Origin of the sequence: Salipaludibacillus keqinensis (genome assembly GCF_003226325.1) — a bacterium.
Taxonomy (GTDB): Bacteria; Bacillota; Bacilli; order Bacillales; family Salisediminibacteriaceae; genus Salipaludibacillus; species Salipaludibacillus keqinensis.
Genome location: NZ_PDOD01000002.1, coordinates 757,267 through 774,972 on the forward strand (window position 1 = coordinate 757,267; position 17,706 = coordinate 774,972).

The following is a 17,706-nucleotide window of genomic DNA, read 5'->3' on the forward strand; positions in this document are numbered from 1 at the left end:
ATTAGCTAGGTTCATTCTCTTCATCGTTCTCTTTCGGAAAACGCTCTGTCTTTGAAAATAGCAGTTGCGTGATTTCCTTCCAAGCTCGGTCTTTACCGTAGGCAGTTTCAGAAGAAAATAATATAACTGGATCTTCTTTGTCCACTTGGAGCCCTTCTCTGATTTGCTTAATATGTTTATCCCATTTCCCTTTAGAAATTTTATCAGCCTTCGTTGCAACGATGATTACAGGGAGGTCATGATGTTTCAACCAGTCATACATCATCTCATCATCAACCGTTGGCTTGTGTCTTGCATCAATGAGTTGAACGACGCCTTTTAACTGTTCTCTCTTTTCAAAATAACTTTCCATCGTACGACCCCAAGCTTCACGTTCCGATTTAGATACTTTGGCGTAACCGTATCCTGGAACATCGACAAAATGGAAACGGTCATTAATGAAGTAGAAATTCAATGTCTGAGTCTTTCCAGGACGTTGAGACGTTCTAGCTAATCCTTTACGAGTTAACAATGTATTAATAAATGAGGACTTGCCCACATTCGAGCGTCCTGAGAGAGCCACTTCAGGATAAGGCCCTCCGGGAAATTGATGATCTTTCGCTGCACTTATAATTAATTCTGCGCTTGTTGTTTTCATTTATTTATTCCCTACCAATGCATGTTTGAGTACCTCATCTAAGTGTGAAACTGGAATAAACGTCAGGTCATCCCGCACACTGTCCGGGATATCTTCCAAGTCTTTCTCATTATCTTTTGGCATAATGATATGGGTTAATCCTGCGCGATGAGCACTCATAGATTTTTCTTTCAATCCTCCTATAGGAAGAACTCGACCTCGGAGAGTAATTTCCCCTGTCATCCCAACTTCTCGTCGAACCGCACGATTCGTTAAAGCTGAAATAAGGGCTGTCGCCATCGTGATCCCAGCAGAAGGCCCATCTTTTGGTACTGCCCCTTCTGGAACGTGGATATGGATATCGTTCTTTTCATTAAAACTTGGATCGATCGATAACTCTTCTGACTTAGACCGAATATAACTGAATGCAGCTTGAGCCGATTCTTTCATAACATCTCCAAGTTTCCCTGTTAACGTTAATTTTCCTTTACCAGGAGCTATAGACACTTCAATAGTTAACGTGTCTCCTCCGGCAACTGTATAGGCTAAACCTGTCGCTGCTCCAATTTGATTTTCTGATTCCGCTTTTCCGTAACGGAATTTCGGTTTTCCTAACATCTGCTCGATCGTTTTATCAGTTACGACTACACGTTTTTTCTCATTGGAGACAATCATTTTAGCAGCTTTTCTGCAAATCGTGGCCATTTGTCTCTCTAAATTTCTTACTCCAGCTTCTCTCGTGTAATAACGAATCACTTTTAAAATAGCTTCATCTTTTACTTGAAGTTTGCTTTTGGTTAAGCCATGTTCCTTCAATTGTTTAGGCAAGAGATAACCTTTAGCAATTTCCATTTTTTCCACTTCCGTGTAGCCTGGAATATGGATGACTTCCATACGATCTTTTAATGGAGCAGGAATTGCACCAATATTGTTCGCTGTAGTGACGAACATGACTTTTGACAAATCATAAGGTTCTTCAATGAAGTGATCGCTAAAAGTATTATTTTGTTCCGGATCCAACACTTCTAGTAAAGCAGAAGAAGGATCTCCTCTAAAGTCGTTGGCCATTTTATCTATTTCATCTAGTAAAAAGACTGGGTTAACACTGCCTGCCTTCTTCATTCCTTGAATAATACGACCTGGCATAGAGCCCACATACGTCCGGCGATGCCCTCGAATTTCAGCTTCATCACGAACGCCCCCTAAAGACATCCGCACAAAATTACGATCTAAGGACCTTGCGATCGATCTGGCTAGAGAAGTCTTCCCTACTCCTGGAGGTCCCGCTAAACAAAGAATAGGTCCTTTAAGTTCTTTCGTAAGCTGCTGCACAGCTAAGTACTCTAACACTCGTTCTTTCACTTTTTCAAGGCCATAATGGTCTTCATCTAATATAACTTCCGAACGATGTATATCAAGCAAGTCAGTAGTTTCTTTGTTCCAAGGAATTTGCACGAGCCATTCAATATAGTTTCTGATCACGGAACTTTCTGCAGAACTTGCAGGCATTTTTTCGTACCGCTTCAATTCTTTGTATGCTTTTTCTTCCACAGATTCGGGCATGCTCGCTTTTTCAATCTTTTCAGTCAATTCCTCTATGTCGCCTTCCTTGCCTTCACGATCACCTAATTCCTTTTGGATCGCTTTCATCTGTTCACGTAAATAATATTCCTTTTGCGTCTTTTCCATCGATTTCTTTACACGTTGACCGATTTTCTTTTCTAGCCCTAGTACTTCTCTCTCGTTGCTTAAAATGTCCAATATTTGAGCTATGCGATCGTTCACTGCAATTGTTTCAAGAATCTCTTGTTTCTGAACAATTTTAAGGGGCAAATGTGAAGATATAATGTCAGCCAATCTTCCAGGCTCACTGATATCTGAAACAGATGCGAACGTTTCTTGTGAAATCTTCTTCGATATTTGAATATATTGTTCAAATTGTTCCAGAACATTGCGCATCATCGCTTGTTCTTCAACGGTCGCTTCTTGCCGTTCTTCTATCAATTCCACTTCTACTTCAGATAAGTCTTCATGATCAATATAATTTTCAATATACCCACGCTGAAGGCCTTCTACAAGGACACGAATAGTTCCATTCGGCAGCTTAAGCATTTGATTCACTTTAGCTAATGTACCAACAGAATAAATATCTTTCTCTTCAGGTTCATCTGTGGAAATTTCTCGCTGTGTGGCAAGAAAAATTTCATTGTCTTCCACCATCGCCTTTTCCAACGCTTGAACGGACTTTTTTCGACCTACATCCAAATGAAGAACCATTGTCGGATACACAAGTAATCCTCTTAATGGAAGTAGTGGTATTTTTCTCAATGTTTGTTCGCTCATATGTAAAACACCTCCGTATTTTCCATACTCTATTTAGAGTTGGAGGCTTATCACCAACAGTTTTTAGTGAAAGCCTTCTTCGTATAATTGTTCGTCTTCACCGCGTACATCCCTCTCTAACAAGGGGGTGAAGAACTATAAATGGAGTAGACCCTTCGCAAAAACGACGTCATCCCATTGGATCACGTCTTAGGGGCTAACCTGATGCTTGTTCAATTTTATCCTATTGTCCCTTCTTTGTCTAACAATGCAACAGATGAAAGGATTGCTTCTTGTTTCTCTTCCCTTTGCTTGTCTTTTACCTTTAATGTGAAATCAAAAACTTCCTTTAAATGATCAACAGGATAAATTGAAATCCCTTCCATTTCTGTTAAGATTGATTGACAATTGGCTTTTGGAATAATGACTTTCTTTATTCCAGCCTGTTTGGCTGCCTCAACTTTAGCAACGATGCCCCCTACTGGTTTCACGTCTCCATGGATCCCTACTTCGCCAGTCATCGCCACTGAATACGGTACTGGAATTTGATGAATGGCCGAATAAATAGCGGTTGCCATCGTAATTCCCGCCGAAGGTCCATCTACAGGGACTCCCCCTGGGAAATTAACGTGGAGCTGATAATCTCCTATCTGGACACCCATATGCTGTAGGACTGTTAATACATTCTCCACAGAGCTTTTGGCCATGCTTTTACGTTTCATTGTCCTCATTTGATTGCCTGTGCTTTCTTCATCTGCGATTCCCGTAACGGTAATTGACCCAAGTCCTTCTTTCTTTATGGCGGTCACTTCAAGATCCAATACAAAGCCTACCCCAGGTCCACCAACAGCTAAGCCATTTACAAAGCCAATTTTATCAAATGGTGATATTTTCTTTTCCATCCTAGGAGATTGTTGACCTGCATGGATGACCCACTCCAAATCAAGGGAACGGAGAACATTTCTTCCTTCATTCAGGGCAATTCCAGCTGAGAGTTGAATCATATTGACCGCTTCTCTCCCGTTTGTGGCATATCTCGCTACCAACTCATAGACCGTTTCTTCTACATGAAAATTCAATTGTTTGATCGCCTTTTTCGCTACCACTTTCACTTCTTCCGGAGTTAAGTCCCTGAAATAAACCTCAACACACCGAGAGCGAATAGCAGGGGGGATTTCTTCAGGCCGTCTCGTCGTTGCTGCAATTAACCTGAAATCTGCTGGTAGTCCTTTTTGAAAGATGTCGTGGATATGATCTGGAATTTGTTTGTTCTCTTCATGGTAATAAGCACTTTCTAAAAACACTTTCCGCTCCTCTAACACTTTCAATAATTTGTTTATTTGTATGGAATGCAATTCGCCTATTTCATCAATAAATAATACTCCACCGTGGGCCTTGGTTACTGCACCTTGTTTAGGTTGAGGAATCCCCGCTTGCCCCATAGCTCCTGCCCCTTGATAAATAGGATCGTGTACTGATCCAATAAGAGGATCTGCTATCCCACGTTCATCAAACCTCGCAGTCGCTCCATCTAGTTCGACGAAAACAGAGTTTCTCGTAAAAGGTGAGTGAGCATTTCTCTTAGCTTCCTCTAAGACCAATCTAGCCGCTGCAGTCTTCCCTACACCCGGCGGCCCGTAAATAATCACATGCTGAGGGTTCGGTCCGCATATGGCTGCCTTTAAAGAGCGAATCCCATACTCTTGTCCGACCACGTCGGCAAAAGATTTAGGACGAACTCTCTCTGATAAAGGTTCAGTTAATTTTATCTGTCTTAAACGTCTTAGCTGTTCCATCTCTTTTTGAGATTCTTTATCGACGGATACTCGCTGAGTTCGTTGATTTCTTAGCAAATTCCAGAAATAGAGACCAATCACCACACCGAAAAAAAGCTGGATAAGAAACGCAAATCCTGTTAAGGTCATTTTCCATCCTCCTGTAACTGTTTGTGAAATTAGTGTTTCCGAACAGAATCGAGTTAATCTCATTTTTCAAAGGAGGTAGAAATTAGTAAGTTTGATATGTGTGTAGAAAAGAAGCACATAAGAAAAGGCCTTCCTTTAAAAGGAAGACCTCTATGACTTATGCACTTTCTTTTGGCTCTTGTTGATCTTTTATTTCTTCACCGTTCTCAGATAGTAATGTCGGGCGTTTGTGGTCCCTTACCGTCTCATCCGTAATGATACACTTAGCAATATCATCTCGAGAAGGCAGTTCATACATAACATCGAGCATCATTGACTCAATAATAGACCTTAAACCACGAGCTCCTGTTTTACGTTCAATGGCTTGTTTCGCCACTTCACGAAGAGCATCATCAGAGAATTCCAGTTCAACATCATCCAACTCCAGTAACTTCTGATACTGTTTAACTAGAGCATTCTTAGGTTGTGTTAAAATTTCCATTAAAGCGGCCTCATCTAAATGCTCCAAGCTGGCAATAACCGGTAATCTTCCGATAAATTCGGGGATCAGTCCGTAACGAAGCAAGTCTTCAGGCAAGATTTTAGATAAATATTGTCCTTCTTGCAAATCTTCTTGCCCAACTTCAGAACCAAATCCAATCACTTTTTTACCTAAACGTCGTTTAATAATCTGATCGATTCCGTCAAAGGCACCACCAACAATAAACAGAACGTTAGTAGTATCAATCTGAATAAACTCTTGATGAGGATGCTTACGTCCTCCTTGAGGCGGTACACTTGCAGTCGTACCTTCAAGAATCTTCAGAAGTGCTTGTTGAACACCCTCACCTGATACATCTCTTGTAATGGATGGATTTTCTGATTTACGAGCTACTTTATCAATCTCATCAATATAAATGATTCCACGTTCAGCTTTTTCCACATCGTAATCAGCTGATTGAATCAATTTTAATAAAATATTCTCTACATCTTCCCCAACATACCCTGCTTCAGTTAGAGAAGTAGCGTCTGCAATCGCAAACGGAACATTCAAGATCCGCGCTAACGTTTGTGCCAAAAGTGTCTTCCCGCTTCCCGTAGGTCCGATTAGACAAATGTTACTTTTAGCCAATTCCACTTCGTCATTTTTTGAGCTGGAATTAACACGTTTATAGTGATTGTAAACAGCTACTGAAAGTGTTTTCTTTGCTTGATCTTGACCGATCACGTAATCGTTTAGAATTTCACGAATTTCCTGCGGTTTAGGAATATCTTCCATTTCCACTTCTTCATCCGTTCCAAGTTCTTCTTCAACAATTTCCGTACAAAGTTCAATACACTCATCACATATATATACGCCCGGGCCGGCCACTAACTTTCTTACTTGATCCTGTGTTTTACCACAAAAAGAACATTTCAATTGTCCTTTTTCTTCGTTAAATTTAAACATCCTCTTCACCCCTTACGGTAAGATTGAAACATATTTTAATTAAGAAAACAATTCGTTCCCTCGCAAATTGTATGTTTACATTGTACGTCTGCATATGTGTTTTTAATCATAAAAGGACGATGAACTTTCACACAAATTTTAAACAACAGCTTATTAATTCAGTTATCCTTCTCATTAAAGTGTACCATAATTTAGTTAAATATGATAAGAAAAGCACGAGGTATCCGATTAGTCGTAAACACTTTCTGGAAAATAGATAGTCAATCATCTAATTATCAAAGGGTACATTTAGTTTGATCAATAATCACTTTAAGAACGCTGTTTCAATATGTAGTATGATTAAAGATTAGTGGTTAAATGATCTCCTTGTCAAATGTAAAGTCTTTATTTATGTATAAAACAAGGCACGATTAACTCGCGCCCTGCCTTCTTCTAATCATTCACATTTATGATTACTTTTTAGTGCTTTCGCTCACTAACAAGTCAATCGCTTTTCGAACTTTCAAGTCCGCTTTCAATGTATCTGTACCACCTTGCATAGCAAGAATTTGCTTGATTTCATCAGCAGAACGTTGGTACATTTCAGCCATTTTTTCAATTTCTTGATCTACATCTTCTTCAGATGCTTCAAGGTTTTCTTCAATTGAAATAGCTTCAAGAGTTAAGTTCATGCGAACACGTTTAGCAGCATCATCTTGGAATTGTGCTTTCATTCCTTCTTCGTCTGTTTGAGCGAATTGATAATACATATCCATCGTCATTCCTTGAGATTGTAGACGTTGTCCAAATTCCTCTAACATACGGTCAACTTCTGTGTTGATCATCGATTGTGGAATGTCTACTTCTGCATTTTCAGTAGCTTTTTCGACTAAAGTATCTTTCATCTTCGCCTCAGCTTCTTGTTTTTTAGCAGTTTCAAGTTTTTCACGAACGTCTTTTTTCAAGTCTTCGAATGATTCATGCTCTTCATTCACATCTTTTGCAAACTCATCATCTAATTCTGGAAGATCTTTACGCTTAATGTCGTGTACCGTAACTTGGAACTTAGCAGCCTTACCAGCAAGCTCTTCAGAATGATACTCTTCTGGGAATTCCACGTTTACTTCTACATCTGTTCCAGTTTTCACGCCGATTAGCTGATCTTCAAAACCTGGAATGAATTGTCCAGAACCGATTTCTAATGAATAGTTCTCTGCTTTTCCGCCTTCAAACGGCTCTCCATCAACGAAACCTTCAAAATCCATAACTACTGTGTCGCCTTTAGCAACCTCGCCGTCTTCAACAGCAACAAGGTCAGCGTTCTTTTCTTGAAGTTGCGTGATCTCTTGATCCACGTCTTCATCTGTTACTTCAACGCTCTCTTCTTCTACTTCAAGACCTTTGTATTCTCCAAGCTTCACTTCAGGTTTTACTGTAACTGTTGCAGTAAAGGTAAGTGGCTTTCCTTTTTCAATTTCGTCGATATCAATTTCAGGACGGTCTACTGGCTCAATGGCCGCTTCTTCTACAGCTTCTGAGTAAGCTTCTGGTAAAAGAATATCTAACGCATCTTGATAAAGTGATTCAACACCAAATTTTTGTTCGAAGATCTGACGTGGTACACGTCCTTTACGGAATCCTGGAACGTTAACTTTCTTTACTACTTTTTTAAATGCTTGATCTAATGCATCATCTACGCGTTCACTGTTCACCTCAACAGTTAATACACCAGAGTTGCCTTCTTTTTTTTCCCATTTTGCAGTCATATATACTTTCCCTCCAAGATAAAATAAATCATTTTTTCCTCGTGTCTAATTTACAACCCTTATATTATAACATACGTGTCTTGCTTTTCAATGATTTATCATTGATCATTCATATGAAGCGGCTAAACCTATTAATTATGTATGCCAATTCTGGTTATGTAAGATTTGATCCCATCGTAAATAAAAATGACTCGCTTTCTTTTAAATGATCTACCGCTTTCTTCACTTCAAATTCATCAGCTTCATACTTTTTGATCGTTTCATTCAGGCTTTTCTCATCTTCAAGGAGCGCAACGCCCATATGATGAAGAGCGCATGCCCATATTTCAATATGGAGAGGCTGGGGAGACTTTGGATATATTGCGAACAAGTAATGCCACCATACTTGTTGAACCATTTCAAATAAAGAGGGATTCTCTTGTCCTAACACTTGTTCTAACCTTCTTACGACTGACGTACCAAATTTCTTATGAAAAACATCCTCTAAATCTTCAATTCTTACCGAATACTGTTGCCCAAATTTATGTACTTCAAATTCACCTGTAACATTCATTTCTTTCAACGTTTGCAATATGTAGCTTTTTAATACAGGTTGATTTTCTTTCCCTTTTAAAAATATCCGGTATGCTTCCTCTACTTCTTGAGAGTCATGATGACTTAATTTCTGAATCGCACCCCACTGTTGATCAGGGTTCCCCTTCTTTAGTGTTTGAATAAGTTCTTCTTTCGAAGGTACAATCTCCAGAGAATCTTTCTCCATCATATCTAACTCTTCATCTACTTCTTCAAATCCTTCAGTCATATGTCTTGAAAACTCCAAGAGATGATAAAGTGATTCCGCCATCTTAGCTGGGAGTTTATTTTCTGCAATCACTGCATCTAAGATGTCTACGACTTCTTGGTAATCTCCCAATTGAACAAGTAGCGATACATATACTTGTAGGACATCATAGTAATCGCCAATCCCTTCATTAAGCATTGATTCGCAATGTTTCTTAGCTTCTTCTAGTTGGTGGAGTTCAATATTTGTAATAACCATTCCGTAACGAGCTTGGGCATGATCTGGTTCTAGTTCAGTTGATTGTCTAAAGTAGGATAAAGCGTCATAGTATTTTTTTTCCTTCAAGGAACTCATTCCCTTTTCAACAAGCTTAGCTACAAGCCCTGGAAAAAGGATGACGTTATCGTCTGAACCATTTGTTTCGTTTCCCATACATTCTGACCCCCTTTTTTATGTAGTGTCTTTTTCATTAGTTTATCAATTAAGGTATGGAAAGACAAACTTAATTAATGACTAAAGTCATAATTTTTAAAAAAATGTTTTCATTTATGTCTTTTGGTGAATATACGAAGTAAAAAGCTCTTATTCAAGAAGGAGGAATCTTCATGCTGGTATTGCTCTTGCTCGTTATGATTGCTTCGCTGATCAGTTATGTCATTCTTAAGGAGCCCCGATCAAAAAGACCGACTTTTACAACTGTGAAGAAATATGAGTCTCGCCTTTTACCTAGTGATTTACGATATCTATATGATGCACTGACATCGAGAGGATATTACGTAAGTTGTGAGATTAAAGAGAAACGAAGTGACATTCCTCTTGCCTTGGAGCCTTTTCGAATCGCCCTTATCCCACGAGATAAAGGAATCATTAAAAACACTTGGTTAACAGTATACTTAAACATGAAAGGTTGGAAGACGATTTTGTTCTCAAGTCCAAGTTCTGAGAAGCAACTTGATGAGATCATTGCAGAAATTGAAGGGTACCACCCGACTAGCATGAATGATATGAAGAAAGTACAATAAGAGAGACATGGTACTTGTATTTTTTTATCCTAGCTAGGACAGGCTAGGTTTTTATTTTTGCCTTTTTCATTTAGACTACGCTGATAATAAAAATGCAGCTCGTTTCTTCATCATGAACCGAGGAAGAACTTCGCTCCCTTTCAGCGGATGAACCATCAAATGAAGAATGTTCATTCATCATCATTCAGATCGAGGATGAAAATATAATTAAACTAGACATAAGCAACTGAGGAGTCCATCTTTTTTTACAGCAACAAAAAAAGCACCTTTATAAAAGGTACCTGTAAGTAATTTAAATGGCGTCCCAGGAGAGATTCGAACTCCCGACCGACGCCTTAGAAGGGCGTTGCTCTATCCAGCTGAGCTACTGGGACATTGGGTTTTCATATTTTGTTTGAGTTACTAAATGAAATAATGGAGCGGGTGATGGGAATCGAACCCACATCATCAGCTTGGAAGGCTGAGGTTTTACCACTAAACTACACCCGCACTTATAAAAATTTCTCTTTCAAACTTTGTTTTGTCATGCTTCTTCCTCTTCTAGCATCGCTCTGTAGTTCTGTCCGTCGAAGCAACTCACAGCTTATTCACTGAAGCTTTGTTCGTGGCTGAGGTTTTACCACTAAACTACACCCGCATAAAGAAAAGACGGAATTGTGTTTGCTAACTGTTAATCTAACTTTTCGTAACAGCGACAATAATAAATATATACAATTCCGTCCTTAATGTCAACAGTTTATGTGAAAGTTTTTACTAAGGTCAGCTAATTTGTTTCCATCGAGGTCATAAAAGTTAACTTCGATTTCATTTTCTTTCGTTTCAACGATTACATAAGTCCCCTTAGGATACTGCCTTGGCAGACGCATACTTCCAGGATTCAAGATAACCATATTCTTTTCCTGAATCGCCAGTGGAACGTGAGTATGACCGTAACAAATGATCTGCGATTCCGTTTCCATTCCTTTGTAAATTAAATTCATTTCCGATGTTTTTACATTTAATAAATGGCCATGAGCTACAAAAAATCTCATGTCTGCTACATCCTCCACGCACTCTTCAGGAAAGTCAGTTCCAAAATCACAGTTCCCTCGGACTGTGTAAACCTCATTCAGAGCTGAAGATGAGGCCGAGAGTTCAGAATCACCACAATGGAATAACGCATCCACCTCATAACGGTGCCGATCAACAATTTTCTTTACTTCTGCATCCCAGCCGTGACTATCACTCATTACTAATGCTTTCATGTCAAATCACCTTTCTAAATATTTTCTTTAGACCACTCTTCCCAATAATCCGCTAATTTCACTAAAGCATTCGCACGATGACTTAATTTATTTTTCTCTTCTTTTGTTAACTCCGCCATCATTTTATCCAACTGAGGCAGATAGAAAAGGGGATCATAACCGAAACCGTGATCTCCTTCTAGAGTTTGTGAAATGATTCCATCACACGTTCCTCGGACGGTCTTCACCTTTCCAGTTGGAAAATAAATCGCCAATGCACAAACAAACCTTGCCGTTCGATCTTTGTCCGGAACACCTGATAATTCAGTTAGAAGCTTTTTATTGTTAGCTTCATCGCTTTTAGCCTCACCTGCATACCGAGCTGAGAAAATCCCCGGCTTTCCATTAAGAGCATCAACTTCCAATCCTGAATCATCAGCCAGAACCGCTTTACCTATTCTCTTACCAATGGTTTCCGCTTTTTTCATTGCATTATCTTCAAAGGTGTTCCCATCTTCAACTACATCTATCTCTTCCGGTAAATCTAATAATGATTTCACTGTTAAACCTTTTTGTTGAAAAAAAGCTTTAAATTCTGCTATTTTCCCTTTGTTCCTTGTAGCAATAAAAATTTCTTTATTCACTATTTCCCGCCCCTTGTTTTCATTAACCTTCAATATTTCAGGTCATTCTTTAGCTGAGCTCTCGATGGTTTCCCCGAATTCTTTTAATGCATCTTTTTGCATTTGGAAAAGCTCATAAATTCCTTTTTCAGCAAAGTCTAACATTTCGTTTAGCTGTTTTCTTGAAAATGTTGCTTCTTCTCCAGTTCCCTGAACTTCTACTAATTGACCATCACTTGTCATAATAACATTCATATCAACATTGGCTTGAGAGTCTTCGATATAATCTAAATCTAAGATCGTTTCATTTTCTTCATTAACACCTACGGAAATCGCTGCTAAATATCCTTTTAGAGGGTTTTTCTTCAGTTTCTCTGCTTTTAATAATTGTTCAAATGCTAACCCCATGGCCACAAAAGCACCTGTAATTGAAACTGTCCTTGTCCCACCGTCAGCTTGAATAACGTCACAGTCAATCCAAACTGTCCTTTCTCCTATGGCATCCAAATCCACTACAGACCGAAGAGCCCTGCCAATCAATCGCTGAATTTCCATTGTTCTTCCGGTAATTTTCCCTTTAGAAGATTCTCTAATATTACGCTGCTCCGTTGCCCTTGGTAACATGGAATACTCTGCCGTTATCCAGCCTTTTCCCTTCCCTCTCATAAAAGGAGGTACTCGGTCTTCCACACTGGCAGAACAGATTACTTTTGTATCCCCAAAAGTAACCAATACGGATCCTTCCGGATGCTTTATGTAATTTGTGATAAATTCTACTTTTCTTAATTCATTATCAAGTCGTTGATCTTGACGCACGATACCACTCCTCAGTTTGTCTCACTATAATTATGTAAATCCATTTTTTCTTAAAAAACGAAAAGAAGAAGCAGGTTTTAACAGCTGCTCCTTCTAATAATAAGTCTTTCCAATAGCAATTTCAAATATAGGTTAGATTAAAATTGACCGACATTTACTTGATTAGGTCTCACTACAGGTTCTGTGAGCGACTCCCCGTTACTCATCATAATTGCAGACTCAGAGTCTACCATCAACGATACACTTTCAATCTCTTCTTGTTCCGTCAATGAAAGAACGAGCATGTTTAAGACATTTTCTGAAATAGCCGTGCCCTGCAATTGACTTAACAAAGCTTCATTAAAATTCAGTGTTAACGTTCCATTGTCAAGATCTGGTTCCTCAATTAGCGCTACTTCCTGACGGAAATCAGTTAATAACTGGGACGTGTAAGATGGCCCTTCTAACAGTTCATTGATTACCGCTTCATATAGGTCATCTTGTTGATCTACTCTTCTCGTGACTGGGACGTAGTATGTTTGATCATCCGTTTGTGAAAGGAAATAGACGACAACTGGTGAAGTTGAAACAAGATCAGCTTGATCATTTACTTCTAAATTAATACCATGTCCTCTAGTGTACCCCTCCCCTATAGGCGTGTCATTTTGTGGCATAGCCGCTAACTCTTCTCCATTAATACTTAATTTTACTCGGTCAACTTCTTCTTCTTGCGTCAATGTCCAAGTAATAGATTGAAGAATTTGCATTTCTTGAGAAGGATGATAATCCGTAAAAGACTCATTTAGATCAATGGTAGCTACTCCGTTCTTTACTTTAACGCCTAACACTTCTGTTTCTGGTGGCAGTACAGCTTGGAAGCCATTTGGCAATTGTTCTGTCACTGGCCCTTCCTGCACTAGGTGTTCTACAAGTGCTGTTAATTTATCCTCAGGCATAAGCATGTTCATTGTTTGAGGGGCAACCATCCCATTCCGATCAACGAGATACAATTCATGGAGCTCTTCATCGACGGTCACAGGACCACCTTTCTCCTCTGCACCCTCTTCATCCATTGGCTCCTCTGCATCATCCATATCATCCGTAATTGAACTTATTTGTCCGTCATCAACATCCTGGTCCATCACTTCTACTTCCAGCTCATCTTCATCCTCAATATAATCAATTTGTGGCGGATCAATCTCTTCAAGAACATCATCTGTGATTTGTGATCCACATGCAGTAAAGAGCATCACCATTGTTGCGAAAAACAAGATAGCGAGCCCTGTTCGTTTCCAACCTCGTTGCATTGCATTCCCTCCTTGACTGTTTGTACTATGATATATACGAGCTTTTAACGTATTTATACCAAGATAATTCCAGAGTAACGAAAAAACACAACGTCATAGACGTCGTGTTTAAAATGGTAGATATTCTGTTGATTATTGTTATCTGATTTGGCGGTTTGTAGTAACTAAATTTAAATCTGTTTCCCTTACTTCGAATAGATGACACCCTAACCAACTTTCTGCTACTTTTTGAAATAACTTCTTGGAACCTGTGGTATAGAAGATGTGTTTAGGCTGATTTTCCCCAGTATAAAGTATTTCTTTATAATACAATAAAGCACTGACTTCTCTTGCCGTTTCATCACCGGAACATATAACAGCTACTTTCTCCCCTGTAACATCTTGAATCAAAGGGGCAATGAGCGGATAGTGAGTACAGCCTAAAATTAAGCTGTCAATGTCATAATCCAATATAGGAGACAGAGCATCCGAAATAATTTCTTTTGCATCATCCCCACTAAATTCTCCACTTTCAACAAGAGGAACAAGCGTAGGACAAGCTAGGCTGACTACCTTTACTTTATCGTTGATTGAGGTTAGTTCCCTATGATAGGCTCCGCTGGAAATGGTGCCTTCTGTGCCAATCACGCCAACTTCTTTATTTTTTGTCGTCTTCAATGCGGCAATCGCTCCTGGATGGATGACTCCAATCACAGGAATAGATAACTTCTCCTTCGCTTCTTCCAATACGACTGCTGTGGCAGTGTTACATCCGATTACTAATAATTTAATATCTGCTGAAAGAAGGTAATCAATCATCTCCCACGTAAACGTGCGAACTTCTTCTTCCGTCCTCGGTCCGTATGGACAACGAGCTGTATCACCAATATAAATGATTTCTTCTTTAGGTAATTGACGCATTAACTCTGACACAACTGTTAGACCGCCAACTCCTGAATCAATAACTCCAATAGGCTTTCTCACAATCAAATGGCCTCTTTCTATAGTTAAAATGACTTCCAGGTTTTTGCATCTCGCTTCATTTCATCAAACAGGTAGCTTAAACTTTTTTCTAAAAAATCAACATTTTCCGTAGAAAAATCACCAAGCACGTTTTGTAAATACGCTTGCCTTTCATTAATCACTTCCCGAATAATCGTAGCACCTCTGTCTAGTAAATGGATTCTCACGACACGACGATCATTGGTATCTTTTACACGCTCGACAAGTTCATTTTTTTCCATACGATCTACAAGATCTGTTGTCGTGCTACATGCTAAATACATTTTTGATGATAGTTCACCAATGGTCATATCACCATATTCATGTAACCACTGAAGGGCAACAAATTGAGGTGGTGTGATTGGAAATTCATTTAAGATTTCTCGTCCCTTTTGTTTGACAATGTCTGCAATCATACGTAATGATTTTTCAATATGTGCTACTTGTGTAAGATCCACAGTCTGTTCTTTACTCTGTTCAGGCATTGTCCTATCTCCTTTCAAATCTCTTTCCACTGTCGTTGAATATAAATAAGGATACTTTATATTTTCCTTGTTTTTCATAAGAATATCAAGTCTTTCAATGAAAAGAAAGCTCTCATTTGAGATTTTAAATAAAAAGAAACGCTGATTTATAGTGTTATTCATACTATAAATCAGCGTATTCATCATTTGTATAAAGGTGCTGAATTAGAGAAATGACTTTTCAACCAATTCTTTTACTTCATCAGCGGTATTCAATAAAAGTGCCTTTTCAGCAACTTCTTTAGCTTCACTTTTAGTCATTTGACTAATCTGACTTCTGGCAGGGAGTACGGATGTAGCACTCATACTGAACTCATCTAGCCCGAGTCCAAGAAGTAATGGAATTGCCAATTCATCTCCAGCCATCTCGCCACACATGCCTGTCCATTTACCTTCAGCATGAGAGGCATCAATAACCATTTTTACTAAACGTAAAATTGCAGGATTGTATGGTTGATACAAGTAAGAGACTTGTTCATTCATCCGATCAGCTGCTAAAGTATATTGAATTAAATCATTTGTTCCAATACTAAAGAAATCAACTTCTTTTGCAAATTGCGGAGCCATGACAGCTGTAGACGGGATTTCTACCATGATTCCAATTTCAATGCTGTCACTTACGTCTTTTCCATCTTCTTGAAGCTTCTTCTTCTCTTCTTCAAGAATAGCTTTCGCTTGTCGGAATTCGTCTAATGTAGCAATCATCGGAAACATAATTTTCAAATTACCGAATACACTTGCTCGTAACAAAGCACGCAATTGCGTTCGGAACATATCATCCTTTTCCAAGCAAAGGCGAATCGCACGGAAACCTAAGAAAGGATTCATTTCTTTAGGTAAATCTAGATAAGGTAGTTCTTTGTCTCCACCAATATCTAATGTACGGATGACAACAGGTTTCCCATCGAGGTTCTGAACGACCTTTTTGTAAGCTTCATATTGCTCTTCTTCTGTAGGAAGCTCATCTCTACCCATATAAAGGAACTCCGTACGATAAAGACCTACACCTTCAGCACCATTATTGATGACCCCTTCAAGATCATTAGGTGTTCCAATATTGGCTACTAACTCTACTAGTTGACCATCTTTAGATTTTGAAGGTTCATGAACAAGCTTCGCCCATTCCTTCTTCTTTTCTTCGTAATCCGCAAGCTTCTGACGATACTCTGCCAGTTCCTCTTCTGTCGGATCTATGATCACATTTCCTTCAAGACCGTCAACAATGACTTGCATTCCTTGTTCACCAGATTTAGTGACAGATTTCGTCCCCACGACTGCAGGAATTTCCATCGAGCGAGCCATGATCGCTGAATGGGATGTTCTTCCACCAATATCTGTTACAAAGGCCTTTACAAAATCTTTGTTTAATTGAGCCGTATCTGAAGGCGTTAAATCATCAGCAATTAAAATGACTTCTTCATTTAATTCTGCTAAAGAAACGATAGGTTTACCAAGAATGTGCGCTAATAAACGTTGAGAAACATCTCTAATATCCGCAGCACGTTCTTTCATATATTCGTTATCCATGTTCTCAAACATCGTAATAAATGTATCTGAAACTTCTTTGAGCGCAAAAGAAGAATTCACTTTATCATCTTTTACTTTCTGACGAATCGTGTCAACTAATTCAGGGTCACTTAACACGAGTAAATGAGCTGAGAAAATTTCAGCGTGATCTTCTCCAAGATCATTTTTCGTTTTCTCTTTTATTACCTCTAATTCAGACTTGGATTTTTCCAATGCTGAATCGAATACTTGTAGCTCTTCTTCTACATTTTCTACAGTTTTCTTTACAACAGTTAGATCTGGCGTTTCAAGGCGAAATGCTTTTGAAATAGCAATTCCAGCTGAAGCTGCAATTCCGTTTAGCTGTACTGACATTACTCAGCGAGTCCTTGCTTCATAATTTCATCAAGACCTTGAATAGCTTCCTCTGCATCTGGACCTTCAGCTTTAATTGTTACTTCAGCACCTTGGCCAACACCTAAAGACATTACACCCATAATTGATTTCAAGTTAACGGATTTTCCGTTATATGCCAGGCTAACTTCTGACTCATACTGCCCTGCTTTATTTACTAACTGTGTAGCTGGTCGAGCGTGGATCCCTGTTTCTGCTGTAATAGTGAAATTCTTTTCTGCCATGATTAAGACACTCCTTCAAGTTTAGTAAAATTTTAATTACATTTTTAATTCGAATGTTGTTAGAACGACAAGAAGCACTAAAACACTCGTCTACGCCTTCGTTACTTATTGTTACCCTAATTGATCTCTTCTCACGCTTTATCTTACAACATTATCTTTCACTGTAACAATAATAGAGAAGCGGTTTCAATCAAAAGGAAAAGGCATGAGTAAAGGTTGTCTATGAAATGAGGGTCCCCCTATGGAAAGGTGCATTATGTTGCAACATT

The 17,706-nt window shown here is 38.9% G+C and carries 15 protein-coding genes and 2 tRNA genes; 1 reads left to right on the plus strand and 16 read right to left on the minus strand.

Features of this window, described 5'->3' with window-relative positions; genetic code table 11:
* Nucleotide 1: 1 nt before the first annotated feature.
* The 6 genes from yihA to CR194_RS10995 all read right to left on the minus strand — a co-directional run bounded on the left by yihA (nucleotide 2) and on the right by CR194_RS10995 (nucleotide 9,250).
* The gene (yihA, locus tag CR194_RS10970; RefSeq protein WP_110609697.1) at nucleotides 2–637 is read right to left on the minus strand and encodes a ribosome biogenesis GTP-binding protein YihA/YsxC; all 636 of its coding nucleotides are present in this window, start codon (nucleotides 635–637) and stop codon (nucleotides 2–4) included.
* The gene (lon, locus tag CR194_RS10975; protein ID WP_110609698.1) at nucleotides 638–2,959 is read right to left on the minus strand and encodes an endopeptidase La; all 2,322 of its coding nucleotides are present in this window, start codon (nucleotides 2,957–2,959) and stop codon (nucleotides 638–640) included. It lies immediately after the preceding gene.
* Nucleotides 2,960–3,177: 218 nt separating this feature from the next.
* Nucleotides 3,178–4,863: an ATP-dependent protease LonB gene (gene lonB, locus CR194_RS10980; protein ID WP_110609699.1), complete on the minus strand. Its 1,686-nt coding sequence runs from the start codon at nucleotides 4,861–4,863 to the stop codon at nucleotides 3,178–3,180.
* A gap of 157 nt (nucleotides 4,864–5,020) precedes the next feature.
* Nucleotides 5,021–6,292, minus strand: coding sequence for an ATP-dependent protease ATP-binding subunit ClpX (gene clpX, locus CR194_RS10985; protein WP_110609700.1), 1,272 nt, complete (start codon nucleotides 6,290–6,292; stop codon nucleotides 5,021–5,023).
* A 452-nt stretch (nucleotides 6,293–6,744) separates the two neighbouring features.
* Nucleotides 6,745–8,037 carry a trigger factor gene (gene tig, locus CR194_RS10990; protein ID WP_110609701.1) on the minus strand — a complete coding sequence of 431 codons (1,293 nt, stop codon included), beginning with the start codon at nucleotides 8,035–8,037 and terminating at the stop codon, nucleotides 6,745–6,747.
* Nucleotides 8,038–8,191: 154 nt separating this feature from the next.
* Entirely contained in the window at nucleotides 8,192–9,250 is a 1,059-nt protein-coding gene (locus CR194_RS10995; RefSeq protein ID WP_110609702.1) for a tetratricopeptide repeat protein, read from the minus strand.
* A gap of 173 nt (nucleotides 9,251–9,423) precedes the next feature.
* Here CR194_RS10995 and CR194_RS11000 point away from each other — a divergent pair, with 173 nt between their 5' ends.
* Nucleotides 9,424–9,840 (plus strand): hypothetical protein, encoded by a 417-nt coding sequence (locus tag CR194_RS11000; RefSeq protein ID WP_110609703.1) that lies wholly within the window; start codon nucleotides 9,424–9,426, stop codon nucleotides 9,838–9,840.
* A gap of 297 nt (nucleotides 9,841–10,137) precedes the next feature.
* On the opposite strand, the gene CR194_RS11005 is transcribed toward CR194_RS11000, so the two are convergent.
* The 10 genes from CR194_RS11005 to CR194_RS11050 all read right to left on the minus strand — a co-directional run bounded on the left by CR194_RS11005 (nucleotide 10,138) and on the right by CR194_RS11050 (nucleotide 17,437).
* A tRNA-Arg gene (locus CR194_RS11005) sits at nucleotides 10,138–10,214 on the minus strand.
* Between the two features lie 41 nt (nucleotides 10,215–10,255).
* A tRNA-Gly gene (locus CR194_RS11010) sits at nucleotides 10,256–10,329 on the minus strand.
* A 239-nt stretch (nucleotides 10,330–10,568) separates the two neighbouring features.
* Nucleotides 10,569–11,084: a metallophosphoesterase family protein gene (locus tag CR194_RS11015; RefSeq protein WP_110609704.1), complete on the minus strand. Its 516-nt coding sequence runs from the start codon at nucleotides 11,082–11,084 to the stop codon at nucleotides 10,569–10,571.
* A 14-nt stretch (nucleotides 11,085–11,098) separates the two neighbouring features.
* Nucleotides 11,099–11,707 (minus strand): XTP/dITP diphosphatase, encoded by a 609-nt coding sequence (locus CR194_RS11020; protein ID WP_110609705.1) that lies wholly within the window; start codon nucleotides 11,705–11,707, stop codon nucleotides 11,099–11,101.
* A gap of 42 nt (nucleotides 11,708–11,749) precedes the next feature.
* Nucleotides 11,750–12,502, minus strand: coding sequence for a ribonuclease PH (gene rph / locus CR194_RS11025; RefSeq protein WP_110609706.1), 753 nt, complete (start codon nucleotides 12,500–12,502; stop codon nucleotides 11,750–11,752).
* 137 nt (nucleotides 12,503–12,639) lie between these two features.
* Nucleotides 12,640–13,788, minus strand: coding sequence for a GerMN domain-containing protein (locus CR194_RS11030; RefSeq protein ID WP_233254319.1), 1,149 nt, complete (start codon nucleotides 13,786–13,788; stop codon nucleotides 12,640–12,642).
* 138 nt (nucleotides 13,789–13,926) lie between these two features.
* Nucleotides 13,927–14,751: a glutamate racemase gene (gene racE, locus CR194_RS11035; protein WP_110609707.1), complete on the minus strand. Its 825-nt coding sequence runs from the start codon at nucleotides 14,749–14,751 to the stop codon at nucleotides 13,927–13,929.
* 23 nt (nucleotides 14,752–14,774) lie between these two features.
* Nucleotides 14,775–15,254, minus strand: coding sequence for a MarR family winged helix-turn-helix transcriptional regulator (locus tag CR194_RS11040; RefSeq protein WP_110609708.1), 480 nt, complete (start codon nucleotides 15,252–15,254; stop codon nucleotides 14,775–14,777).
* Nucleotides 15,255–15,458: 204 nt separating this feature from the next.
* Nucleotides 15,459–17,174, minus strand: a complete 1,716-nt coding sequence (ptsP, locus tag CR194_RS11045; protein ID WP_110609709.1) for a phosphoenolpyruvate--protein phosphotransferase — start codon at nucleotides 17,172–17,174, stop codon at nucleotides 15,459–15,461.
* Complete coding sequence (locus tag CR194_RS11050) at nucleotides 17,174–17,437, minus strand: phosphocarrier protein HPr (RefSeq protein ID WP_110609710.1); 264 nt, start codon at nucleotides 17,435–17,437, stop codon at nucleotides 17,174–17,176. The genes ptsP and CR194_RS11050 overlap by 1 nt, the downstream gene beginning before the upstream one ends.
* Between the last annotated feature and the right edge of the window lie 269 nt (nucleotides 17,438–17,706).

Coding starts and splice junctions, on each gene's coding strand:
- yihA (WP_110609697.1), bottom strand. CDS start 637: ATGAAAACAACAAGCGCAGAATTAATTATAAGTGCAGCGAAAGATCAT.
- lon (WP_110609698.1), bottom strand. CDS start 2,959: ATGAGCGAACAAACATTGAGAAAAATACCACTACTTCCATTAAGAGGA.
- lonB (WP_110609699.1), bottom strand. CDS start 4,863: ATGACCTTAACAGGATTTGCGTTTCTTATCCAGCTTTTTTTCGGTGTG.
- clpX (WP_110609700.1), bottom strand. CDS start 6,292: ATGTTTAAATTTAACGAAGAAAAAGGACAATTGAAATGTTCTTTTTGT.
- tig (WP_110609701.1), bottom strand. CDS start 8,037: ATGACTGCAAAATGGGAAAAAAAAGAAGGCAACTCTGGTGTATTAACT.
- CR194_RS10995 (WP_110609702.1), bottom strand. CDS start 9,250: ATGGGAAACGAAACAAATGGTTCAGACGATAACGTCATCCTTTTTCCA.
- CR194_RS11000 (WP_110609703.1), top strand. CDS start 9,424: ATGCTGGTATTGCTCTTGCTCGTTATGATTGCTTCGCTGATCAGTTAT.
- CR194_RS11015 (WP_110609704.1), bottom strand. CDS start 11,084: ATGAAAGCATTAGTAATGAGTGATAGTCACGGCTGGGATGCAGAAGTA.
- CR194_RS11030 (WP_233254319.1), bottom strand. CDS start 13,788: ATGCAACGAGGTTGGAAACGAACAGGGCTCGCTATCTTGTTTTTCGCA.
- CR194_RS11040 (WP_110609708.1), bottom strand. CDS start 15,254: ATGCCTGAACAGAGTAAAGAACAGACTGTGGATCTTACACAAGTAGCA.
- ptsP (WP_110609709.1), bottom strand. CDS start 17,174: ATGTCAGTACAGCTAAACGGAATTGCAGCTTCAGCTGGAATTGCTATT.
- CR194_RS11050 (WP_110609710.1), bottom strand. CDS start 17,437: ATGGCAGAAAAGAATTTCACTATTACAGCAGAAACAGGGATCCACGCT.